Genomic DNA, 17,293 nt, shown 5'->3' on the forward strand with positions numbered 1-17,293 from the left:
GGTGAAAATCACTTTTGAGGCATTCCTTATATCTGGCTTTTGTGTTAGAATACTATTGAGGTGAATAAAATGGCAAAAGACAATCGTGATAAAAAGGGAATGCGACGAATTCATTATGTGCCAGATTATGTAGTATTTGACTTAGAAACAACTGGAGTCAGTGTGTATAAAGATGATATTATCGAAATTTCCGCAGTGAAAGTACAAAATGGTTCTGTAATAGATACCTTTTCTACATTAGTTAATCCATTAAGACCAATTCCAAAAGAAGCTACTATGGTAAATGGCATTACAGATGAAATGGTAGCAGATGCACCTGTATTGCAAGAAGTTCTTCGGGAATTTCTGGCATTTATCGGCAATTCTGTATTAGTAGGCCATAACATTCAAAGTTTTGATATGAATTTTATATACGATGCTTCTATGAAGTTATACAATATTCCAATAGAAAATGATTTTATCGATACTTTGCATATGGCAAGAAAATGCCTTCCAAAGTTAAGCCATCACAAGCTTGTGGACATAGCAGAGTATTTTGGCATCAGCAGTGAAGGCGCCCATCGAGCGTTAAATGACTGTATTATGAATCAGTTATGTTATGAAGAATTAGGGAAACTGCAGGCAGATATTCCGGTTGTAATCTGTCCAGGCTGTGGCGCAGAAATGGTTAAAAGAGCGGGAAAGTTTGGTGAATTCTATGGCTGCAGCAATTATCCAAATTGCAGGCAGACCAAAAACATAAAAGACATATAGCATAAAACAGGCAGATGAAAATTCTCATCTGCCTGTTTGTGTCTCAGTATATGGATTATTCTACAACATATTCAAAATCATCTGCAAGAGCACCTTCGCCTTGGAAACCAAAGCTTGTGAATGCACCAGCGGAAAGATTGGAGTTCCATGTCATTGGAGTGATTACATAATAATCATCTGTTTCTTCCACATCTGCACACCAGATATTTGTAATTTTAAAGCCGTCTTTTTTAATTTTTACAGTCCAGTCTTCTACAGCTTCATCAGAAGTATTGGTTACAGTAAAGCTTCCTGTAAATCCAGTAGCCCAAGAACCAATGCTGCTTGTCAATGTAAGATCTGGAACAGCAGCAGAAGTATTTTTAAGGATAAGTGTCTGGTTTTCACCTTCGCTAAATACAAAGGTTAATTCAGATTTAGAAGTTTCTAAAGTAGCGAGGAAGCTGTTTGCAAATACAATTGCGTCTTCATCTACTTCAAAGTCCGTACCTTCTTTTAATTCAATCTTACCGAATTGAATTGTTTTAATTGTATTTCCATTCCATTGAACACTTACTTTTGCATCTTCACCAGTAGTAGCATCAAAAGGAACCATTTTGTCTTTTAATTTAGAATTAGGAATTGTTTCAGTAACTTTAATCTTTAATACGGCATCATTTCCCTGATTAAACTGGAATGTTAAAGTCTCGGAACCAACTGGTAATGTAGCTAAATATGCTTTAGAAATTGTAACAGCAGAACCATCTACTGTATAGTCCGTACCTTCAGTTAAAGCAGCAGAACCATTTACAATGGCTTCTAAAGTGTTGCCATATAAAGCCATATCAATTATAAGATCAGCCTGGGCTCTTTTTTCAAATGCAGCATTCGCTGGTGTGATAAGAGAATTTGGAGCTGTAAATACCGCATTTACAATGAAAGAAGCTTGCGTTTCATCTGTAAACAAAACAGTAATTTCATTGGCACCAACAGGCAGATTTGCTAAAAATGCTTTCTTGATTGTTACTACATTTCCATTTACCACGTAATCTTTATCAGCTGTTAAACTAGCAGTACCAGCTTTAATTGCTGTAATATTAAAATCAGCAGCATTAATTGTAAAGGATACATCATCTTGTGCAGCAGGATATTTATTGAAGGTTGCACTTGCTGGACTAATAGCAGTTACAGGGCTTGTATCGCCAATAGCAATTGCAAGAACGGGATCCACATTTTCGTCATAATCAAATACAAGATTTGCTGTTTCGCCTGTCATTAAAGTACATAAATAGTTTTTAGAAATCGTGATTACATCACCATCTACGGTGTAATCTGCACCTTTGATTAAAGTAGTTTTGCCATTTTTAATTGCAAGTAAAGTATTTGCTTTTGGAGCTGTTTCGATAGTTAAATCAGCACGTAAAGCAGGATTTTTATCAAATACGGCAACAGTAGGATTAATGTCTGCGCTTAATTCGGATTCTGGTCCATATACACCAACTTCAAAAATGGAGTTACCCCATTCGTAGTTCTTTCTTTGCATACAGTTAATACGAACATAACGTCCAGAGGCTTCAATATCAATTGTATCTGTTCCGCCTTTGCAGCTATAGGTTGTGTAAGCATCTTTCCAGTCTTTGTTATCATCTGAAACCTGAATCTTATACTGAGATGCATAAGCTGCTTCCCAGACAATGATTACTTGTTTTAATTCTTTTTTGGCACCTAAGTCAATTGTAACATAGGCAGGACTTGTAGAAGTAGAAGCCCATCTAGTAGTTAAATTTCCGTCCGTGATGTATTTACCAGCATAGTCAGCACTTTCCATGGAGGTTTCTGTAACTGGCTTTCCAAGTGCTAAGTTGCCAGCAGGAAGTCCTTTGGAAGGCATTTTAGGAGGCAGATTGGTCAGCATAGAAGCTGGTCTTACCGAAAGATTTTTTACACTGTATTCACTTGTAAGACAGATTTCAGTACCATAATCATTTAATGTTTCATAAGTCCCATCTGCTGTCATGTCAAGGAAATCCTGTGGGTTGTTACCAGGACCCCATGACCATGCGATGTAACCGATGTCTAATTTCGCACATTGTTCCATAATTGTTTTGTAAGGAATCTGGCCTTGTTTATTGGTTTCCCATTGGTTACCGAATTCTCCAACTACAACTGGAAGGTTCATTTCAACAGATTCGTTTAACTCATCAATAACTTCTTGTGCATTATGGCCATACATTGCAGGCCACCACATATGTACAGATAATAAAATATTTTTATCTGGGTCAACCTGAATTAAATCTGGACCACAAGCTTGTAAAATATTGATATCCTGTCCCCAGGAAGAACCATCAATCATCAAAGGTACATGAATACCAGCTTTACGGATTCTTAAAATTGCTTCGCTATAATCTTCTGTAAATTGTGCATTGGTAATGGTACCGTCACCAACTTCGTTCCCAATGTTAAGAATCAGATATTCCTGATGTCTGATTAAAACAGCAGCAATATCTTCTTTTGTCCAGTAGTCAACTAGTTTAGGAAGCATGTCCCATTTACCAGTACCATCATGAACTTCGATTACAGGAATCATATGTTCTTTACGGCAGTTCGTAAGTACAGTATCAAGATCTTCTGCTGTATCGTCAATACTCCAAGTAATACGAACAACATTTGCACCCGTTTTGGCAATTTCCTTAAATGCAGGATCCCCATCTTTATCTGTCCAGGTACACATTTTGTTTAAGCCATATAACGTTACTTTTTCTCCTTGGTTATCGTATAAAAATCTTCCTTCTACACGAAAACCAGGGTGGTTTTTATCTGTAGCTGCTTTTACTCCAGATACATCAGGAGCTATTATAAAGAAGAAAAGTGCAGCTAGAATAGCTAGATAACATCTCTTTTTCATGGTATCAATCCTTTCCATTAATTATTGTTATTTGTTTTTTCCATGACTAGGCAAGATAGAAGAACCATAAAAGTTTGCGTGAGGAATCATGTTTCTTCCGTTCCATGCACAAGTCATGGCATAATTGTAAAATACTTTAGAAAGATTTCAATTTTATTTGCATAACATGTATGGAAAATACCAATAAATTGTATAGTTCGTCATTTACAAAGAGGTGAAAAATGGGATAATTCAGATTCTCTTATTGGAAGATTCTTTTGGAAATGTTATAATGAAAAACAAGTGAAAAAATTAGAATAGGAATAATAGGGGAAACAAAAGAAGGGAGAGAATATATGAGTATTGACCAAAGTACCTTTCACAAGCAGCAAGAACGAGCAAGTCAGAGACGGTATATCGCCATGAAACGCCGCCAGAAAAAAATACGCAGAATAAAAAGAAGGTTACGCAGATTATGTGTCATAGCATGTCTGGTCGTTTTCTGTGTAGCTGGAAGACAGGTAGTGAAGAGGCAGGATTCGTTTCATATTGATTTGAAACACTTAGAGCAGACAGCAAATGAACCAGAACATAGCTCCAAAAAACAGCCTGTAAAAACCAGACGGTACGCAAAAGAAGAAGTAAACAGCGCTCTTGAAGTTATGGCACATGCTTCCAGCAAGTATCAGAAAATCTATGAAAACAAAGAGAACTATCCAGAGGATTTGCTTCTTGCTTTGTGCAACAATGATGAAATGCTGGATTTTGTTTTGGGTTATCCTGATGGTTCATCTGATAAGGCAATAAAGCTTTCTAAAAAGGAATTAAAGGCGTCCGTTCCGCTATTTCTTCAATGGGATAAACGATGGGGATATGCCTCTTACGGCAACAGCTGTATTGGAATCTCTGGCTGTGCACCAACCTGTATTTCTATGGTGGCTGTTGGCTTGACAGGCAATGTAAATGCTACACCAAGAGAAGTTGCACAGTATGCTTCTGATAAAGGATATTATCTGGATGGAACAGGCACACAGTGGAGTTTTCTTTCCGAGGGTGGTGAACAATTCGGCATTCACGGAAGAGAATTAGGTCTTGATAAAAAGCAGATAGAAGGCCACTTAAAAGAAGGACATCCTATTATATGCAGCATGGGACCGGGCGATTTTACCACACAAGGGCATTTTATTGTTCTTACTGGTTTAGAAGATGGCAAAATCACAGTGAATGACCCTAACAGCAGACAGCGAAGCTGCATATTATGGGATTATGATACATTAGCAAAACAGATGAAGAATCTTTGGGTTTATACAGCCTGATAGTGATGAAAGGAGTAAAACAATGAATATAGCAGATATGTTTAAGGAAGATAGAACCGTACTTTCCTATGAGGTTTTCCCTCCAAAGGGGGATAAACCCATTGAAAGCATTTATGATACATTGGATGAACTAGGCAAGTTAAGGCCGGATTTTATTAGTGTTACATACGGCGCTGCCGGAAATGTCGCCAATACTGATACGATTGATATTGCTGGTTATATCCAGAAAAAATACAGCATTCAGTCCATAGCACATTTAACATGTGTCCATGCAAGTTTTGAAAATATAGATCGTATTCTTGGTGATCTGCAGTCTAGAGGTGTTGACAATATTCTTGCATTGAGAGGGGATATTGTAAAGGGAATGGAGCCAAAAAAGGATTTTCTTCATGCTTCAGATCTGGCAAAATATATTATGGATAAAGGTGGCTTTCATGTTTCTGGAGCCTGTTATCCAGAAGTCCATCAAGACGCCAAAAATGCAATTGAAGATATCAAGAATCTGAAAATAAAAGTAGATGCAGGTGTGAATCATCTGATTTCTCAATTATTTTTTGATAATACGGTGTTCTATCATTTTGTTGAGAAAGCCCGCATTGCAGGAATCAATGTGCCTATAGAAGCAGGAATCATGCCTGTAACCAATAGAAAACAGATAGAACGAATGGTTACTATGTGTGGAGCATCACTTCCTACAAAGTTTGTAAAAGTAATGCAGAGATTTGACGGGAACCCAGAAGCTATGAGAGATGCAGGAATTGCCTATGCCATTGATCAGATTATTGATCTTGTGGCAAATGGCGTAGACGGAATTCACATTTACACGATGAACAATCCATATGTGGCAAGGAGAATATCGGAAGGGGTTGAAAGCATTGTAAGGGGAAGAGCATAACCATGAAAATACAATATTTATTTACCGAACGTGCACATCTGATGTGCCCCAATATGTACTTTGGAATTGCTGCATGCCTAAATGCAGCTTATGATAACAATAAGATAAAAAGCACCATTGAAAGTCTATCCGATGCTCATCCATTTCTAAAAGCATTACTTGGCTATGAGAAAAATACCAATCAGTATTTTTACAATATTACGGACACAAACCAGATAACTTGGATTCCCATAGAGCAAGAATGGAATGGTTTAGAAGATCCAGACATTATGAAACAATACCAAAAAGCAACCAGAAATGACTGGAACCTGTTTACAGAAGGTATGCTGAAAATGTATACATGGAAGGCAAAAGAACAAGTTGGCGTTTTATTTGTATTTCATCATCTGCTTGCAGATGGCAGAGGTGGACTGGGACTTGTAAAAGAATTCTCAGAACTTTATGTAAATGGCAAAAAACCTTTGTATGTAGAAGAAAGCCTGATTCAGCAAAACAGCGATCTGCCTAAGTCCAGTGAACTTAAAGGGATTAGTAAATGGCTTATCTGGCGGAGCAATAAAAAATGGCGCAAGGAGCAACATCTGCTTTCTTATGAAGACTATCATACATTTGCAGATGTCTTTCTAAAAAAGGACCTTGTCATACATACAATACAAATACTTCCTGAGAATGAATTATCCAGCATTCAAAAAAAGTGCCATCAAAACAAGGTATCTATAAACGATTATCTTATGGCAAAAATGTATCTGGAAGAACATATTAATAAAATCATTATAGCAAGTGATATCCGAAAACAGTTACCCTGTTATCAAGACGGGGCACTTGGCAATTATTCCACTGCATTTAGCGTGAACTACAAAGGAAAACGCAAAGATGTTTTTGAAGCAGCAAAGAAGGTACATAGCCTTGTACAGAGGGTATTAGAAAATAATTCCTCTCTATACCTTACCCTTGCCTGTTATGGAATTATGGAACCTGGACTTTTAGACGCAGCTGCGGTTTCTGCTCTTGGAGGGTTTCATAGTGAAGCAGGAGCATTTGTGGGTGGCATCATGTTTGGCTACCAAAAGCGTTCAGGATACAGCATAACTAACTTGGGAAAAATTTCGAGTACTGCAATTGGCCAGGCAATGTTTATTCCTCCAGCATCCCCTGCAATTAAGAAAATTCAAGGGGTTTTAACTGTTAACGGAACAATGACAATATGCAGCAGCGAAAGAGAATAAGATAGTATTGCAATTAGGCACTATGAATCATTAAGCTGTTGTGATAAGATAAATGGTAAATTAGTTAAAATGTAAGGATACGATTATTCCTGTATTGGATGGCAAAAGGGCTGGTGAAATTGTGAAAAGCGAATATAAAACAAAACCTAGAAATCGGATAATAGAATACTTAAAGCAAAATGCGGATATAAAATTTACCGCAAGAGATATTTACAATAAGCTTGAGAAAGATGGAGAAACCATTAACCGGGCGACTGTATACCGGAATCTGGAACGGTTATATCAGGAAGGCAAACTGATCCGCTATAAGGAAAGCGATTCTAACGCTACCTGTTATCAGTATTCAGAAAATCACGGACAATGCAATCATCATATGCACGCACAATGCACGGAATGCGGGAAAATATTTCATCTGAACAAGGAATTTGTTGAGGAATTCGAGGAAAAAGTACATTTGGTATATGGTGTTGATGTAGATTGCAGTAAGACCGTAATTGTTGGTAAATGTAATGAATGCAAAAAATAACTGCCACTTTAAATAACTTATGTGATAAGCCACATAGGTTATTTTTTTGATTTTTGGACATAAAAAATAGTTGCCTATTGACAATTTGTTTCATAGCTGTATAATAAAATGCGAATGTGTCGCATATTAAAAAGGAGGAGAAACGCATATGTCATTAAGAGAGGTACCCGTAGTATTAATTACAGGCTATTTAGGTTCTGGAAAAACTACATTGATGCAGCATATCTTACAACAGGAAAATAGAAAGTCTGCACTTATAGTCAATGATATGGGAAGCATCAATATTGATGCCTCACTATTAAAAAAAACAGGAAACCAAGTTGTACAGGTAGAAATGGTGGAAATGCAAAATGGCTGTATCTGCTGTACGTTAAAAGATGAATTTATGAATGAAATTGAAAGATTAGCTGCTGATAGAAGTATAGAAGCTATTTTTGTAGAGGCGTCAGGAATAAGTGAACCTTCCTCTATTGCCGGAGCCTTCGTTGGATATGAGGAACAGACGCCTGATACCAGAGTTTATCTAAAAACTGTTGCGTCAGTTGTAGATGTGGACAGAATTTATCGGGAATTTCTGCATGATTTAGAGTCAGAGGAGGAAGCAGAAGACGGCGATATTATTAATCTGATTATGGATCAGATCGAATTCTGCAATGTACTTCTGCTTAACAAGACGGATTTACTATCAGATGCGCAGATACAAGAAGTGAAAGCTGCCCTTCGTAACATTCAGCAGGAGGCTGAAATAATTCCTTGTGTGCAAGGCAAAGTAGAATTAGATGCATTACTAGATAGAGAAGATTTTGATTTTGAAGATGTCTTGGCTTCAAGCAGTGTACAAAAGGCTTTGAATGAATGTGAGCCCGATGATGAAAATGCCTGCGTTGATGAATATGGAATATCCTCCTTTGTATTTGAAGAAAGGGCTCCGTTTAACAGAACAGCCTTTCGTAAACTGATAGAAAACTATCCAGAAACTCTGATTCGCTCCAAAGGATACATCTGGTTTTCTGATGACTATAAACATGTTCAGTTATTTGAGCAGGCGGGAAGAAATGCATCTATCACAGAACTTTCAGAGTGGATGGCGGCCTGGTCTGAAAAAGAACTTAAGGCTCTTGAGGAAGAATATCCAGACATACGTGATGACTGGGATGAAATATATGGAGACCGGGTAAATCAGCTTGTCTTTATCGGAAAAGGATATGAAAAAGCAGAAATACTAAAACTAGTAAATGACTGTATCGAACAAAATAATAGCTGTACGGGATAGAAAGAACCAGCACCTTCAGCCAGATAGAGTTGACTTAAAAACCAGTTTTTTGTATCATAAAGGAAAAAGCATATCCTGTTTCAGGGTAAAGGGAGGTTTTTATGTCTAAAAAATTAGTAGCCTATTTCAGTGCAAGTGGAATAACAAAAAAAACAGCTAATATGATTGCTGAGGCATCTGGTGCTGATTTGTATGAGATTACACCTAAAGTGCCATATTCACAGGCTGATTTAAATTGGATGGATAAGCAGTCCAGAAGCAGCATTGAAATGAAGGATAAGAAATTCCGGCCTGAGATGATAAAAAAGGATATTTCAATGGATGCATATGATGAAATCCTATTGGGTTTTCCTATCTGGTGGTACGTTGCCCCTACCATCATTAATACGTTTTTAGAATCCTATGACGTATCAGGAAAGAAGATAATATTATTTGCTACATCTGGCGGAAGCGGATTCGGCAATACTTTAAAAGAATTACAGGTATCCGCACCAGATGCCAGAATATCCGAAGGAAAAATTCTTAATCGTGCATCCAGACAGGATATAGAAAATTGGGTAAAAACACTCTAATCTCCATTACAGCATCATTTTGGATAATGCCACAACTCATGATACAATACCCTATAACCGTTACGATTGATGTATCTGAATTTGGAAATAGATAACCATTTAACGATTTAACTTGACATATGTCAGAATAGATAGTATACTTAATCTGACATATGTCAAGTTTGATTAATGGAGGAAAAATATGCCCAGAACACCAAAGTGCAGGAAAATATATAGTTTTCCAGATTATTACAATTTCATTCCTGAAGAGGCTGAAAAAGAGAATATTGAAACCATAAGGCTGTCTCTTGATGAGTATGAGACTATAAGACTATTGGATTACGAGAATTTAAACCAAGAAGAATGCGCTGCCAGGATGGGTGTTGCAAGGACGACAGTAACGGCCATGTATGAGAATGCAAGGAAGAAGCTGATCCGTGCTGTTGTTGAGGGTAAGAGGCTTTCTATAGCAGGAGGCAATATCGAAATTGACAGAGAGAGAACTATTTTAAATGTAAGTATGAATGAAAAAGGAGATAATGCGATGAGAGTAGCAGCAACTTATGATAATGGTAATATTTTTGGACATTTTGGAAGAACAGAGAAGTTTAAGGTTTATGATATTGAGGATGGGAAAGTAGTCAGTTCCCAGATTCTTGGAACTAACGGAGAAGGCTGTGGAGCACTGGCAGGCATTCTTAATATTGCAAAAGTCGATGCACTTATCTGTGGAGGAATTGGTGGAGGTGCCCAGAGAGCACTTCAGGAAGCTGGAATAAAGCTCTATGCAGGTGCAAGCGGAAGTACAGATGATGCGGTTGCTGCCCTGATTGCAGGAACACTTAATGCAAGTGGCGAAGCTAACTGTGACCATCACGACCATGAGCACAGTGAAGGTCATTCGTGTGGACATGGAGGTTGTCACCATTAATGGGTCTATTGGATTTTTAAAATAAATGATAAAAAGATTGTTGAAGTATTTAATACAGAAAATAATCTATCCGTAGATTCCATTAAAGGGGTATATGACTTTATCGAAAATGATCGATATAACAGATTTAGACACCTTATTGATACAAAATTTCCTAATAGTGTTAATGGAAGGAACTACTCAGCGTCATGGAGAAATGGAGCCAGTATCAAGACATTTAGCGAATTATATGATTGATGAGGATGAGAATGCATACTGTACTTTTGTGTCTGATAATTTACGGTTTTACTACGAATGACAAAGTGATAATTTTATAGTGTAAAAATAAAGTAGTCGGGGTAGTAAGGGTAGTATTTTAAAGATAGGAATCCTCATCAAATACTTCTTCATCAAAGGGGCAAGTGCATATTTTAACATTGGGATAAAGAAAATGAGAAGGCTGGCAGAAGATAATGATAGAGAATTTGCCTTGTACTTTGGTAATAAGTTTCTTATCTGTAGACCCAAGTTTGAGGAGTATTTGCTGAGCCTGATGCAGAAACCGAGTGGTGATGGCGGAGACAGTGATGAGAAAAAATAAGTAATAAGTAAGAAATGAAGGAGTCGGGAAACCAGCTCCTTTTTAATATTGTATGGCTTTGTACTCTTTATTTGACATTATAAGGTTTTGCTTCGATAACAGAATCATCAGAGATGTCTTTAGAGTGCACTAAAGGGTAGCTTGTCATAACAAAGGCGGATAAGGTGATGGATGATTTTTGCATGAAATATAAATAGATAACAATAAACTATATTGAAATGTTAATTTATGGGTGGTATACTTTAAAAGATTTTTAAGCGTTTTGAAATTGATGTTTGGGTACAAGAGTGGTAAGAGTGCTATTGATGAGTAAGTCCTATTTATGGTGCTGCAAATATGAAATGATAAGTAGAAAGGATTGTTGGTTTATGGCAGATAAGAATACAGCTGCTATAGGATTTGAAAAACAAATATGGGATGCTGCATGTGTTTTACGAGGGAATATGGATGCATCAGAGTATAAAAGCGTAGTTTTGGGATTGATTTTTTTAAAATATATTTCAGATAGATTTGATGAGAAATACAAGGAACTTGTTGAGGAAGGAGACGGGTTTGAGGAAGATATTGATGAATATACATCAGAGGGTATCTTCTTTGTACCAGATGGAGCACGCTGGAGTGAGATAGCCGCAAAAGCTCACACTCCTGAGATTGGTACAGTTATTGATAATGCTATGCGTGCTATTGAAAAGAAAAATAAGAGACTTAAGGACATCTTACCTAAGAACTTTGCTCGTCCAGAGCTTGATAAAAGAAGATTAGGTGATGTTGTAGATCTTTTTACTAATATACAGATGATAGAACATGGAAGTGAAAAGGATATTCTTGGACGTACTTATGAGTATTGCCTTTCTATGTTTGCAGAGCAAGAAGGAAAACGTGGTGGAGAGTTCTTTACACCTTCATGTGTTGTACGTACTTTAGTTGAAATCTTAAAACCTTTCAAGGGACGTGTATATGATCCATGCTGTGGGTCAGGTGGTATGTTTGTACAGTCAGCGAGATTTGTTGAAAACCATAGTGGTAATATCAATAACATCTCTATATATGGTCAAGATTCTAACCCTACTACATGGAAGATGGCACAGATGAACCTTGCTATCAGAGGTATAGAGCCAGACCTTGGCAGTTACTCTGCAGATACATTTTTGGATGATCGTCATCCAGCACTAAGAGCAGATTATATTATGGCAAATCCACCGTTTAATCTTAAGGATTGGGGTGCTGATAAGTTAAAGAATGATGTTAGATTCCAGTATGGTATGCCACCAAAGAATAATGCCAACTTTGCATGGTTACAGCATATGATTTATCACCTTGCACCAGCAGGACGTATAGGAATGGTACTTGCTAATGGATCATTGTCATCACAGACAGGTGGTGAAGGTGATATCCGTAAGAATATAATAAATGCTGATTTGGTAGAGTGCATAATAGCAATGCCTACCCAGTTGTTCTATACGACTCAGATTCCGGTATCACTTTGGTTCATCAATAAGCAAAAAAAACAAGCAGGTAAGACCCTGTTTATAGATGCAAGAAAGATGGGAACCATGGTAAGCCGTAAACTTCGTGAACTTACCGATGAGCATATAAAGAAACTTGCAGATACTTATACAGCATTTACAGAGGGAACACTAGAAGATGAAAAAGGTTACTGTGCAGCAGTTGAAACGGCAGAGATAGAAAAACAGGACTACATTCTTACTCCAGGACGTTATGTAGGGATTGAGGAGCAAGAGGATGATGGTGAGCCATTCGAGGAGAAGATGGACCGTCTTACATCAGAGCTCTCAGAGATGTTTGCAAAGAGCCATGAGTTAGAAGATGAAATCAGAAGAAAGTTGGGGGCGATAGGGTATGAAATATAAAAGATATGTAATTTCTGATTTGCTTAGCGAAATATCTATGGGGCCTTTTGGATCAAATATAAAGAAAGAATGTTTTGTTGATGCAGGAATTCCAGTGCTTAATGGAAGTAATTTAGCAGATGTTGCTATGAATGATGATGCGTTTAGATATGTAACAGAGGAGAAAGCAGATTCACTGGGAAAAGCAAATGCAAGTAGAGGTGATGTTGTTGTAACACATCGAGGGACTCTGGGGCAAATATCATTTATTCCATCTAATTCTATGTACGAGAGGTATGTTATTTCACAAAGTCAATTTAGGTTTAGGTGTAATGAAAAAGTTCTACCGGAATATTTAGTATATTATTTTCATACTAGAAAGGGTCAACATGATTTGCTTTCAAATGCTTCACAGGTTGGAGTACCTGCTTTGGCGAGAGCTACGACAACATTTCAACAGCTAGAAGTAGAGATACCAGAGATAGAAGTACAAAGGAAGATTGTTGGCATCCTGGAATTGCTAAGAAATAAAATAGAACTTAATAAAGAAATAAATAAGAATTTACTTCAACAAATGGAATCTATATATAAAGCATGGTTTATTGACTATATTCCATTTAATGGAAAACGCCCAATTAATTGGGAAAAAACCAGTATTTATACAATAGCAAATATTATATATGGAGCACCATTTGCTTCAAAGCTGTTTAATACAGATGGTGAAGGCGTTCCTATTATACGTATTCGTGATCTTAAGGAACAAGCCTTTGTCACCTATACTACTGAAAAACACCCTAAAGGGCACTTGATACAGCCAGGTGACATTGTTGTTGGTATGGATGGTGAATTTCGTCCATATATATGGGGAAATACTGAGGCTTGGCTTAATCAGCGAGTGTGTATTTTTAAAAACATACGACCTAAAGGCAAGGCGTTTGTTTTATTCACGATTAAACCACTTTTGTTCAAAATTGAGCAGACTCAGGTTGCAACAACAGTTATTCACATAGGAAAGAAAGATTATGATGCTTTTGAGTTTTATCTTCCCGATGAAAAAACTCTCAACCAGTTTGATACCATAACTTATCCGATGTTAGAACAAGTAGTCGTTAACAGCCTTGAAAACAAGCGTTTAAGCGAATTAAGAGACTCTCTCTTGCCCAGACTGATGTCAGGTGAACTTGATGTATCCAGCCTTGACCTTTAAGCAGCTAAATTCTTATTTACTATAAAACCGCTATCATCTTGACCTATGGTCAAGATGCATCGTCAGCTCCGCTGACTCAATTCTTATTTGAAACTATAGACTAGGAGGTTGATTATGCAAAACCTATTTACAGAGGATACATATGAACAAGCAATTATTGAATTGTTTGAAGGCATGGGTTATGACCACATCTACGCTCCGGATTTAGATAGAGATTATTACAGTCCTCTTTTGGATTCTATCCTTAGGGACAGTTTGGTGCGTATCAACCGTGGTTTGCCTGTGGATGCTATTAATGAAGCTGTATCCAAGCTTAAAAATTTTGATACCGGTAGCCTTTTGCAAAAGAATATTACTTTTATGGATTATTTGCAAAATGGTATTACTGTTAAGTTTTTCGTGAAGGGTGAAGAACGCTCTTCGATTGTTAAACTTATTGATTACGAGAATGAGAAAGCTAACTCTTTTTATGTGGTTAACCAATTTACTTTTATAGAGAATGAAAATAATAGAAGGCCGGATATTATCCTTTTTATAAATGGACTGCCTTTGGTTTTGATGGAGCTTAAGAGCCCATCTAAGGATGAGGTAGGAGCTGAGAATGCTTATAACCAAATCAGGAACTATATGAAGGATATACCTTCTATGTTCTATTATAATGCCATCTGTGTTATTAGTGATATGTCTACTAATAAGGCAGGTACCATTACTTCAGGTCTTGACCGTTTTATGGAGTGGAAGACTAAGGATGGTAATTATGAAGATACTGCATATGCTACCTTTGAAACTTTTTATGAAGGTATGTTTGTCAAAGAACGCTTACTGGATCTGTTAAAGAACTTTATTTTGTTCTCTGGTACAAGCACGTCAAGGTTTAAAGTATTAGCAGGATACCATCAATATTTTGCTGTTCGTAAGGCTATTGAAAAGGCAAAGGTAGCAACTAAGACAGATGGTAAAGGTGGAGTCTTTTGGCATACCCAAGGGTCCGGTAAGTCTCTATCTATGGTTTTCTATGCTCATTTATTACAAGATGCATTAGAGAGCCCTACCATAGTAGTTATGACAGACCGTATCGATCTGGATGATCAGCTTTATTCTCAGTTTTCACAGTGTGCGGACTTCTTGCGTCAGACCCCTGTGCAAGCGGAGAGTAAGGAGAACTTGACGGAGCTTCTTGAAGGTCGAAGTGCTAACGGTATTATTTTTACTACCATGTTTAAATTTGAAAGAGGTGAAAAGCCTTTATCAGAGCGTAGAAATATAGTCGTTATGGCAGATGAGGCTCATCGTGGCCAGTATGGTTTTGAAGAAAAAATTGTTATGAAAGAAAATGAGGATGGCGAGAAGGAAGCACATACTGTAATAGGTAATGCTCGTATTATACATGATGCACTTCCTAATGCTACTTTTATAGGATTTACAGGAACACCTATCTCATCAAAAGACAGAAATACACGTGAGGTCTTTGGAGATTATATCGATGTGTATGATATGACTCAGGCTGTTGAGGATGGGGCAACAAGGCCAGTTTATTATGAAAGTCGTGTTGTGCAGCTTAAGCTAGATGAGAATACACTTGCTTTGATTGATAGTACATATGATGTATTAGAACAGCAGTCAGATAAAGAAACCATAGAGAAGAGTAAAAAGATGCTCGGCCAGATGGAGACTGTTCTAGGAGCAGATTCTACTATAGAGTCTTTATGTGATGATATCGTAAATCATTATGAAAAGAACAGAGCTAATCTTCTTACAGGAAAAGCAATGATCGTAGCATATTCAAGACCGATTGCTATGAAGATTTATCGTCGCATTTTAAAGATGCGTCCGGATTGGACTGAAAAGGTCGGAGTAGTAATGACTGGTGGAAATAACGATCCAGAGGATTGGAAGGAGATTGTAGGAACCAAGTCGCATAAAGAAGAACTGGCTAGAAAGTTTAAGGATAATGATGATCCAATGAAGATAGCGATTGTTGTTGATATGTGGCTCACTGGATTTGATGTACCATCACTTGCAACAATGTACATATATAAACCGATGCATGGATATAATCTGATGCAGGCAATTGCACGTGTTAATCGAGTGTTTAAGGATAAAGAAGGTGGTTTAATTGTAGACTATGTAGGAATTGCATCTGCATTAAAAGCTGCCATGAAAGAATATACCAAGCGAGATCAGTCCAGATATGGGGATATGAATATCGCAAAGGTAGCTTACCCAAAATTTCAAGAGAAGTTACAGGTTTGCAAGGATTTATTGTATGGATTTGACTTTAGCGAATTTATAGGGGGTTCACCACTTACCATGGCGAAGCTTATAAGTGGTGGTGTAAACTTTGTATTAGATGCAAAAGCACCTGATAAAAAAGACTTGTTTTTAAAGGAAGCTTTGCTTCTTAAGCAGTCTCATTCATTGTGTTCAAGTATGACAACAGAACAAGAACGCCATGACGCCGCTTATATGGAAGCGGTACGTTCTGCTGTAATAAAGATTACTTATGGTGGAACAGGTGGTAAGAGTCTGTCACTTAATGAAATAAATGACCAGATTAATAATCTGCTAAAGGCAGCAGTTCAGAGTGAAGGTGTTATTAATTTATTTGATAGCAGAAAAGCAGGAAGAGAGAGCTTTAGCTTATTTGATCCAAAGGTGCTTGATGAAATTTCTCGAATGAAAGAAAAGAATATTGCTGTTGAGATTTTGAAGAAATTGATGGCAGAACAAGTGTCAATATATAAGAGAACCAATGTAGTGCAATCACAGAAGTTTTCTGAAAAGATTGCTAAGTTAATGAACTCATATTATAGCGGACTTATTACTAATGAAGAAGTTATAAAAGAGCTTTTAAAGACAGCGCAGGAGATTAAGGAATTATATAAAAATGGTGAGAAGCTTGGTTTATCTCAGGAAGAATTAGCATTCTATGATGCATTGACTAAGCCCGAAAACTTAACAGATTTCTATAAAAATGGTGAGCTTATCAATCTTACAAGAGAATTAACCGAAATGCTTCGTAAGAATAGAACCATTGATTGGCAGAAGAAAGAAACTGCAAGGGCATCCATGCGAAAGATGGTAAAACGTCTTCTTAAGAAATATAAATATCCACCAGAGGATTATGAGTTTGCAATAGATACAGTAATTTGCCAGTGTGAACTTTGGACAGATAATGAAGACATGACAATACGTGAAGAAAAAAGTAATGTTTATACATTTAAAAGAGAATCAGAACTTAGTATGGCAGCAGAAGACTATGCTCCATATGAAGTAAAGGAAACGACCTATAATATAGGGAAGGAATAATAAAGATACGCAA

General features: G+C 37.1%; 14 protein-coding genes. 13 read left to right on the plus strand and 1 reads right to left on the minus strand.

Annotated elements, in window-relative coordinates; genetic code table 11:
* The first annotated feature begins 54 nt into the window (after positions 1–54).
* A complete protein-coding gene (locus BMY85_RS08125) occupies positions 55–753 on the plus strand; it encodes an exonuclease domain-containing protein (protein WP_278280386.1) in 699 nt (232 codons plus the stop codon).
* A 55-nt stretch (positions 754–808) separates the two neighbouring features.
* On the opposite strand, the gene BMY85_RS08130 is transcribed toward BMY85_RS08125, so the two are convergent.
* Positions 809–3,637: a X2-like carbohydrate binding domain-containing protein gene (locus tag BMY85_RS08130; protein WP_143066348.1), complete on the minus strand. Its 2,829-nt coding sequence runs from the start codon at positions 3,635–3,637 to the stop codon at positions 809–811.
* 335 nt (positions 3,638–3,972) lie between these two features.
* Here BMY85_RS08130 and BMY85_RS08135 point away from each other — a divergent pair, with 335 nt between their 5' ends.
* The 12 genes from BMY85_RS08135 to BMY85_RS08190 all read left to right on the plus strand — a co-directional run bounded on the left by BMY85_RS08135 (position 3,973) and on the right by BMY85_RS08190 (position 17,280).
* Positions 3,973–4,932, plus strand: coding sequence for a C39 family peptidase (locus tag BMY85_RS08135; protein ID WP_242939703.1), 960 nt, complete (start codon positions 3,973–3,975; stop codon positions 4,930–4,932).
* 22 nt (positions 4,933–4,954) lie between these two features.
* Positions 4,955–5,827 (plus strand): methylenetetrahydrofolate reductase [NAD(P)H], encoded by an 873-nt coding sequence (gene metF / locus BMY85_RS08140; RefSeq protein WP_092477779.1) that lies wholly within the window; start codon positions 4,955–4,957, stop codon positions 5,825–5,827.
* A 2-nt stretch (positions 5,828–5,829) separates the two neighbouring features.
* Positions 5,830–7,053 (plus strand): condensation domain-containing protein, encoded by a 1,224-nt coding sequence (locus tag BMY85_RS08145; RefSeq protein WP_092477780.1) that lies wholly within the window; start codon positions 5,830–5,832, stop codon positions 7,051–7,053.
* 121 nt (positions 7,054–7,174) lie between these two features.
* The gene (locus tag BMY85_RS08150) at positions 7,175–7,579 is read left to right on the plus strand and encodes a Fur family transcriptional regulator (RefSeq protein ID WP_177180699.1); all 405 of its coding nucleotides are present in this window, start codon (positions 7,175–7,177) and stop codon (positions 7,577–7,579) included.
* 148 nt (positions 7,580–7,727) lie between these two features.
* Positions 7,728–8,852, plus strand: a complete 1,125-nt coding sequence (locus BMY85_RS08155) for a CobW family GTP-binding protein (RefSeq protein WP_092477782.1) — start codon at positions 7,728–7,730, stop codon at positions 8,850–8,852.
* A 101-nt stretch (positions 8,853–8,953) separates the two neighbouring features.
* A complete protein-coding gene (locus tag BMY85_RS08160) occupies positions 8,954–9,424 on the plus strand; it encodes a flavodoxin (protein WP_092477783.1) in 471 nt (156 codons plus the stop codon).
* Positions 9,425–9,605: 181 nt separating this feature from the next.
* Entirely contained in the window at positions 9,606–10,334 is a 729-nt protein-coding gene (locus BMY85_RS08165; protein WP_092477784.1) for a DUF134 domain-containing protein, read from the plus strand.
* A gap of 94 nt (positions 10,335–10,428) precedes the next feature.
* Positions 10,429–10,632, plus strand: a complete 204-nt coding sequence (locus tag BMY85_RS08170) for an AlwI family type II restriction endonuclease (RefSeq protein ID WP_092477785.1) — start codon at positions 10,429–10,431, stop codon at positions 10,630–10,632.
* A gap of 90 nt (positions 10,633–10,722) precedes the next feature.
* Positions 10,723–10,914 carry an excisionase gene (locus BMY85_RS08175; protein ID WP_330387240.1) on the plus strand — a complete coding sequence of 64 codons (192 nt, stop codon included), beginning with the start codon at positions 10,723–10,725 and terminating at the stop codon, positions 10,912–10,914.
* A gap of 368 nt (positions 10,915–11,282) precedes the next feature.
* Positions 11,283–12,785, plus strand: a complete 1,503-nt coding sequence (locus BMY85_RS08180; protein ID WP_092477821.1) for a class I SAM-dependent DNA methyltransferase — start codon at positions 11,283–11,285, stop codon at positions 12,783–12,785.
* Positions 12,775–13,971 carry a restriction endonuclease subunit S gene (locus tag BMY85_RS08185; protein WP_092477787.1) on the plus strand — a complete coding sequence of 399 codons (1,197 nt, stop codon included), beginning with the start codon at positions 12,775–12,777 and terminating at the stop codon, positions 13,969–13,971. The genes BMY85_RS08180 and BMY85_RS08185 overlap by 11 nt, the downstream gene beginning before the upstream one ends.
* 114 nt (positions 13,972–14,085) lie before the next feature.
* Positions 14,086–17,280: a type I restriction endonuclease subunit R gene (locus tag BMY85_RS08190; protein WP_092477788.1), complete on the plus strand. Its 3,195-nt coding sequence runs from the start codon at positions 14,086–14,088 to the stop codon at positions 17,278–17,280.
* The last annotated feature ends 13 nt before the right edge of the window (positions 17,281–17,293 follow it).

The organism is [Clostridium] polysaccharolyticum (assembly GCF_900111595.1).
Taxonomy (GTDB): domain Bacteria; phylum Bacillota; class Clostridia; order Lachnospirales; family Lachnospiraceae; genus Clostridium_AI; species Clostridium_AI polysaccharolyticum.

Excerpts from the sequence above, each read along its gene's own strand:
- BMY85_RS08130 (WP_143066348.1), bottom strand. The coding sequence starts at position 3,637 with ATGAAAAAGAGATGTTATCTAGCTATTCTAGCTGCACTTTTCTTCTTT.
- BMY85_RS08170 (WP_092477785.1), top strand. The coding sequence starts at position 10,429 with ATGACTTTATCGAAAATGATCGATATAACAGATTTAGACACCTTATTG.
- BMY85_RS08155 (WP_092477782.1), top strand. The coding sequence starts at position 7,728 with ATGTCATTAAGAGAGGTACCCGTAGTATTAATTACAGGCTATTTAGGT.
- BMY85_RS08135 (WP_242939703.1), top strand. The coding sequence starts at position 3,973 with ATGAGTATTGACCAAAGTACCTTTCACAAGCAGCAAGAACGAGCAAGT.
- BMY85_RS08180 (WP_092477821.1), top strand. The coding sequence starts at position 11,283 with ATGGCAGATAAGAATACAGCTGCTATAGGATTTGAAAAACAAATATGG.
- BMY85_RS08185 (WP_092477787.1), top strand. The coding sequence starts at position 12,775 with ATGAAATATAAAAGATATGTAATTTCTGATTTGCTTAGCGAAATATCT.
- BMY85_RS08190 (WP_092477788.1), top strand. The coding sequence starts at position 14,086 with ATGCAAAACCTATTTACAGAGGATACATATGAACAAGCAATTATTGAA.
- BMY85_RS08160 (WP_092477783.1), top strand. The coding sequence starts at position 8,954 with ATGTCTAAAAAATTAGTAGCCTATTTCAGTGCAAGTGGAATAACAAAA.
- metF (WP_092477779.1), top strand. The coding sequence starts at position 4,955 with ATGAATATAGCAGATATGTTTAAGGAAGATAGAACCGTACTTTCCTAT.
- BMY85_RS08145 (WP_092477780.1), top strand. The coding sequence starts at position 5,830 with ATGAAAATACAATATTTATTTACCGAACGTGCACATCTGATGTGCCCC.
- BMY85_RS08165 (WP_092477784.1), top strand. The coding sequence starts at position 9,606 with ATGCCCAGAACACCAAAGTGCAGGAAAATATATAGTTTTCCAGATTAT.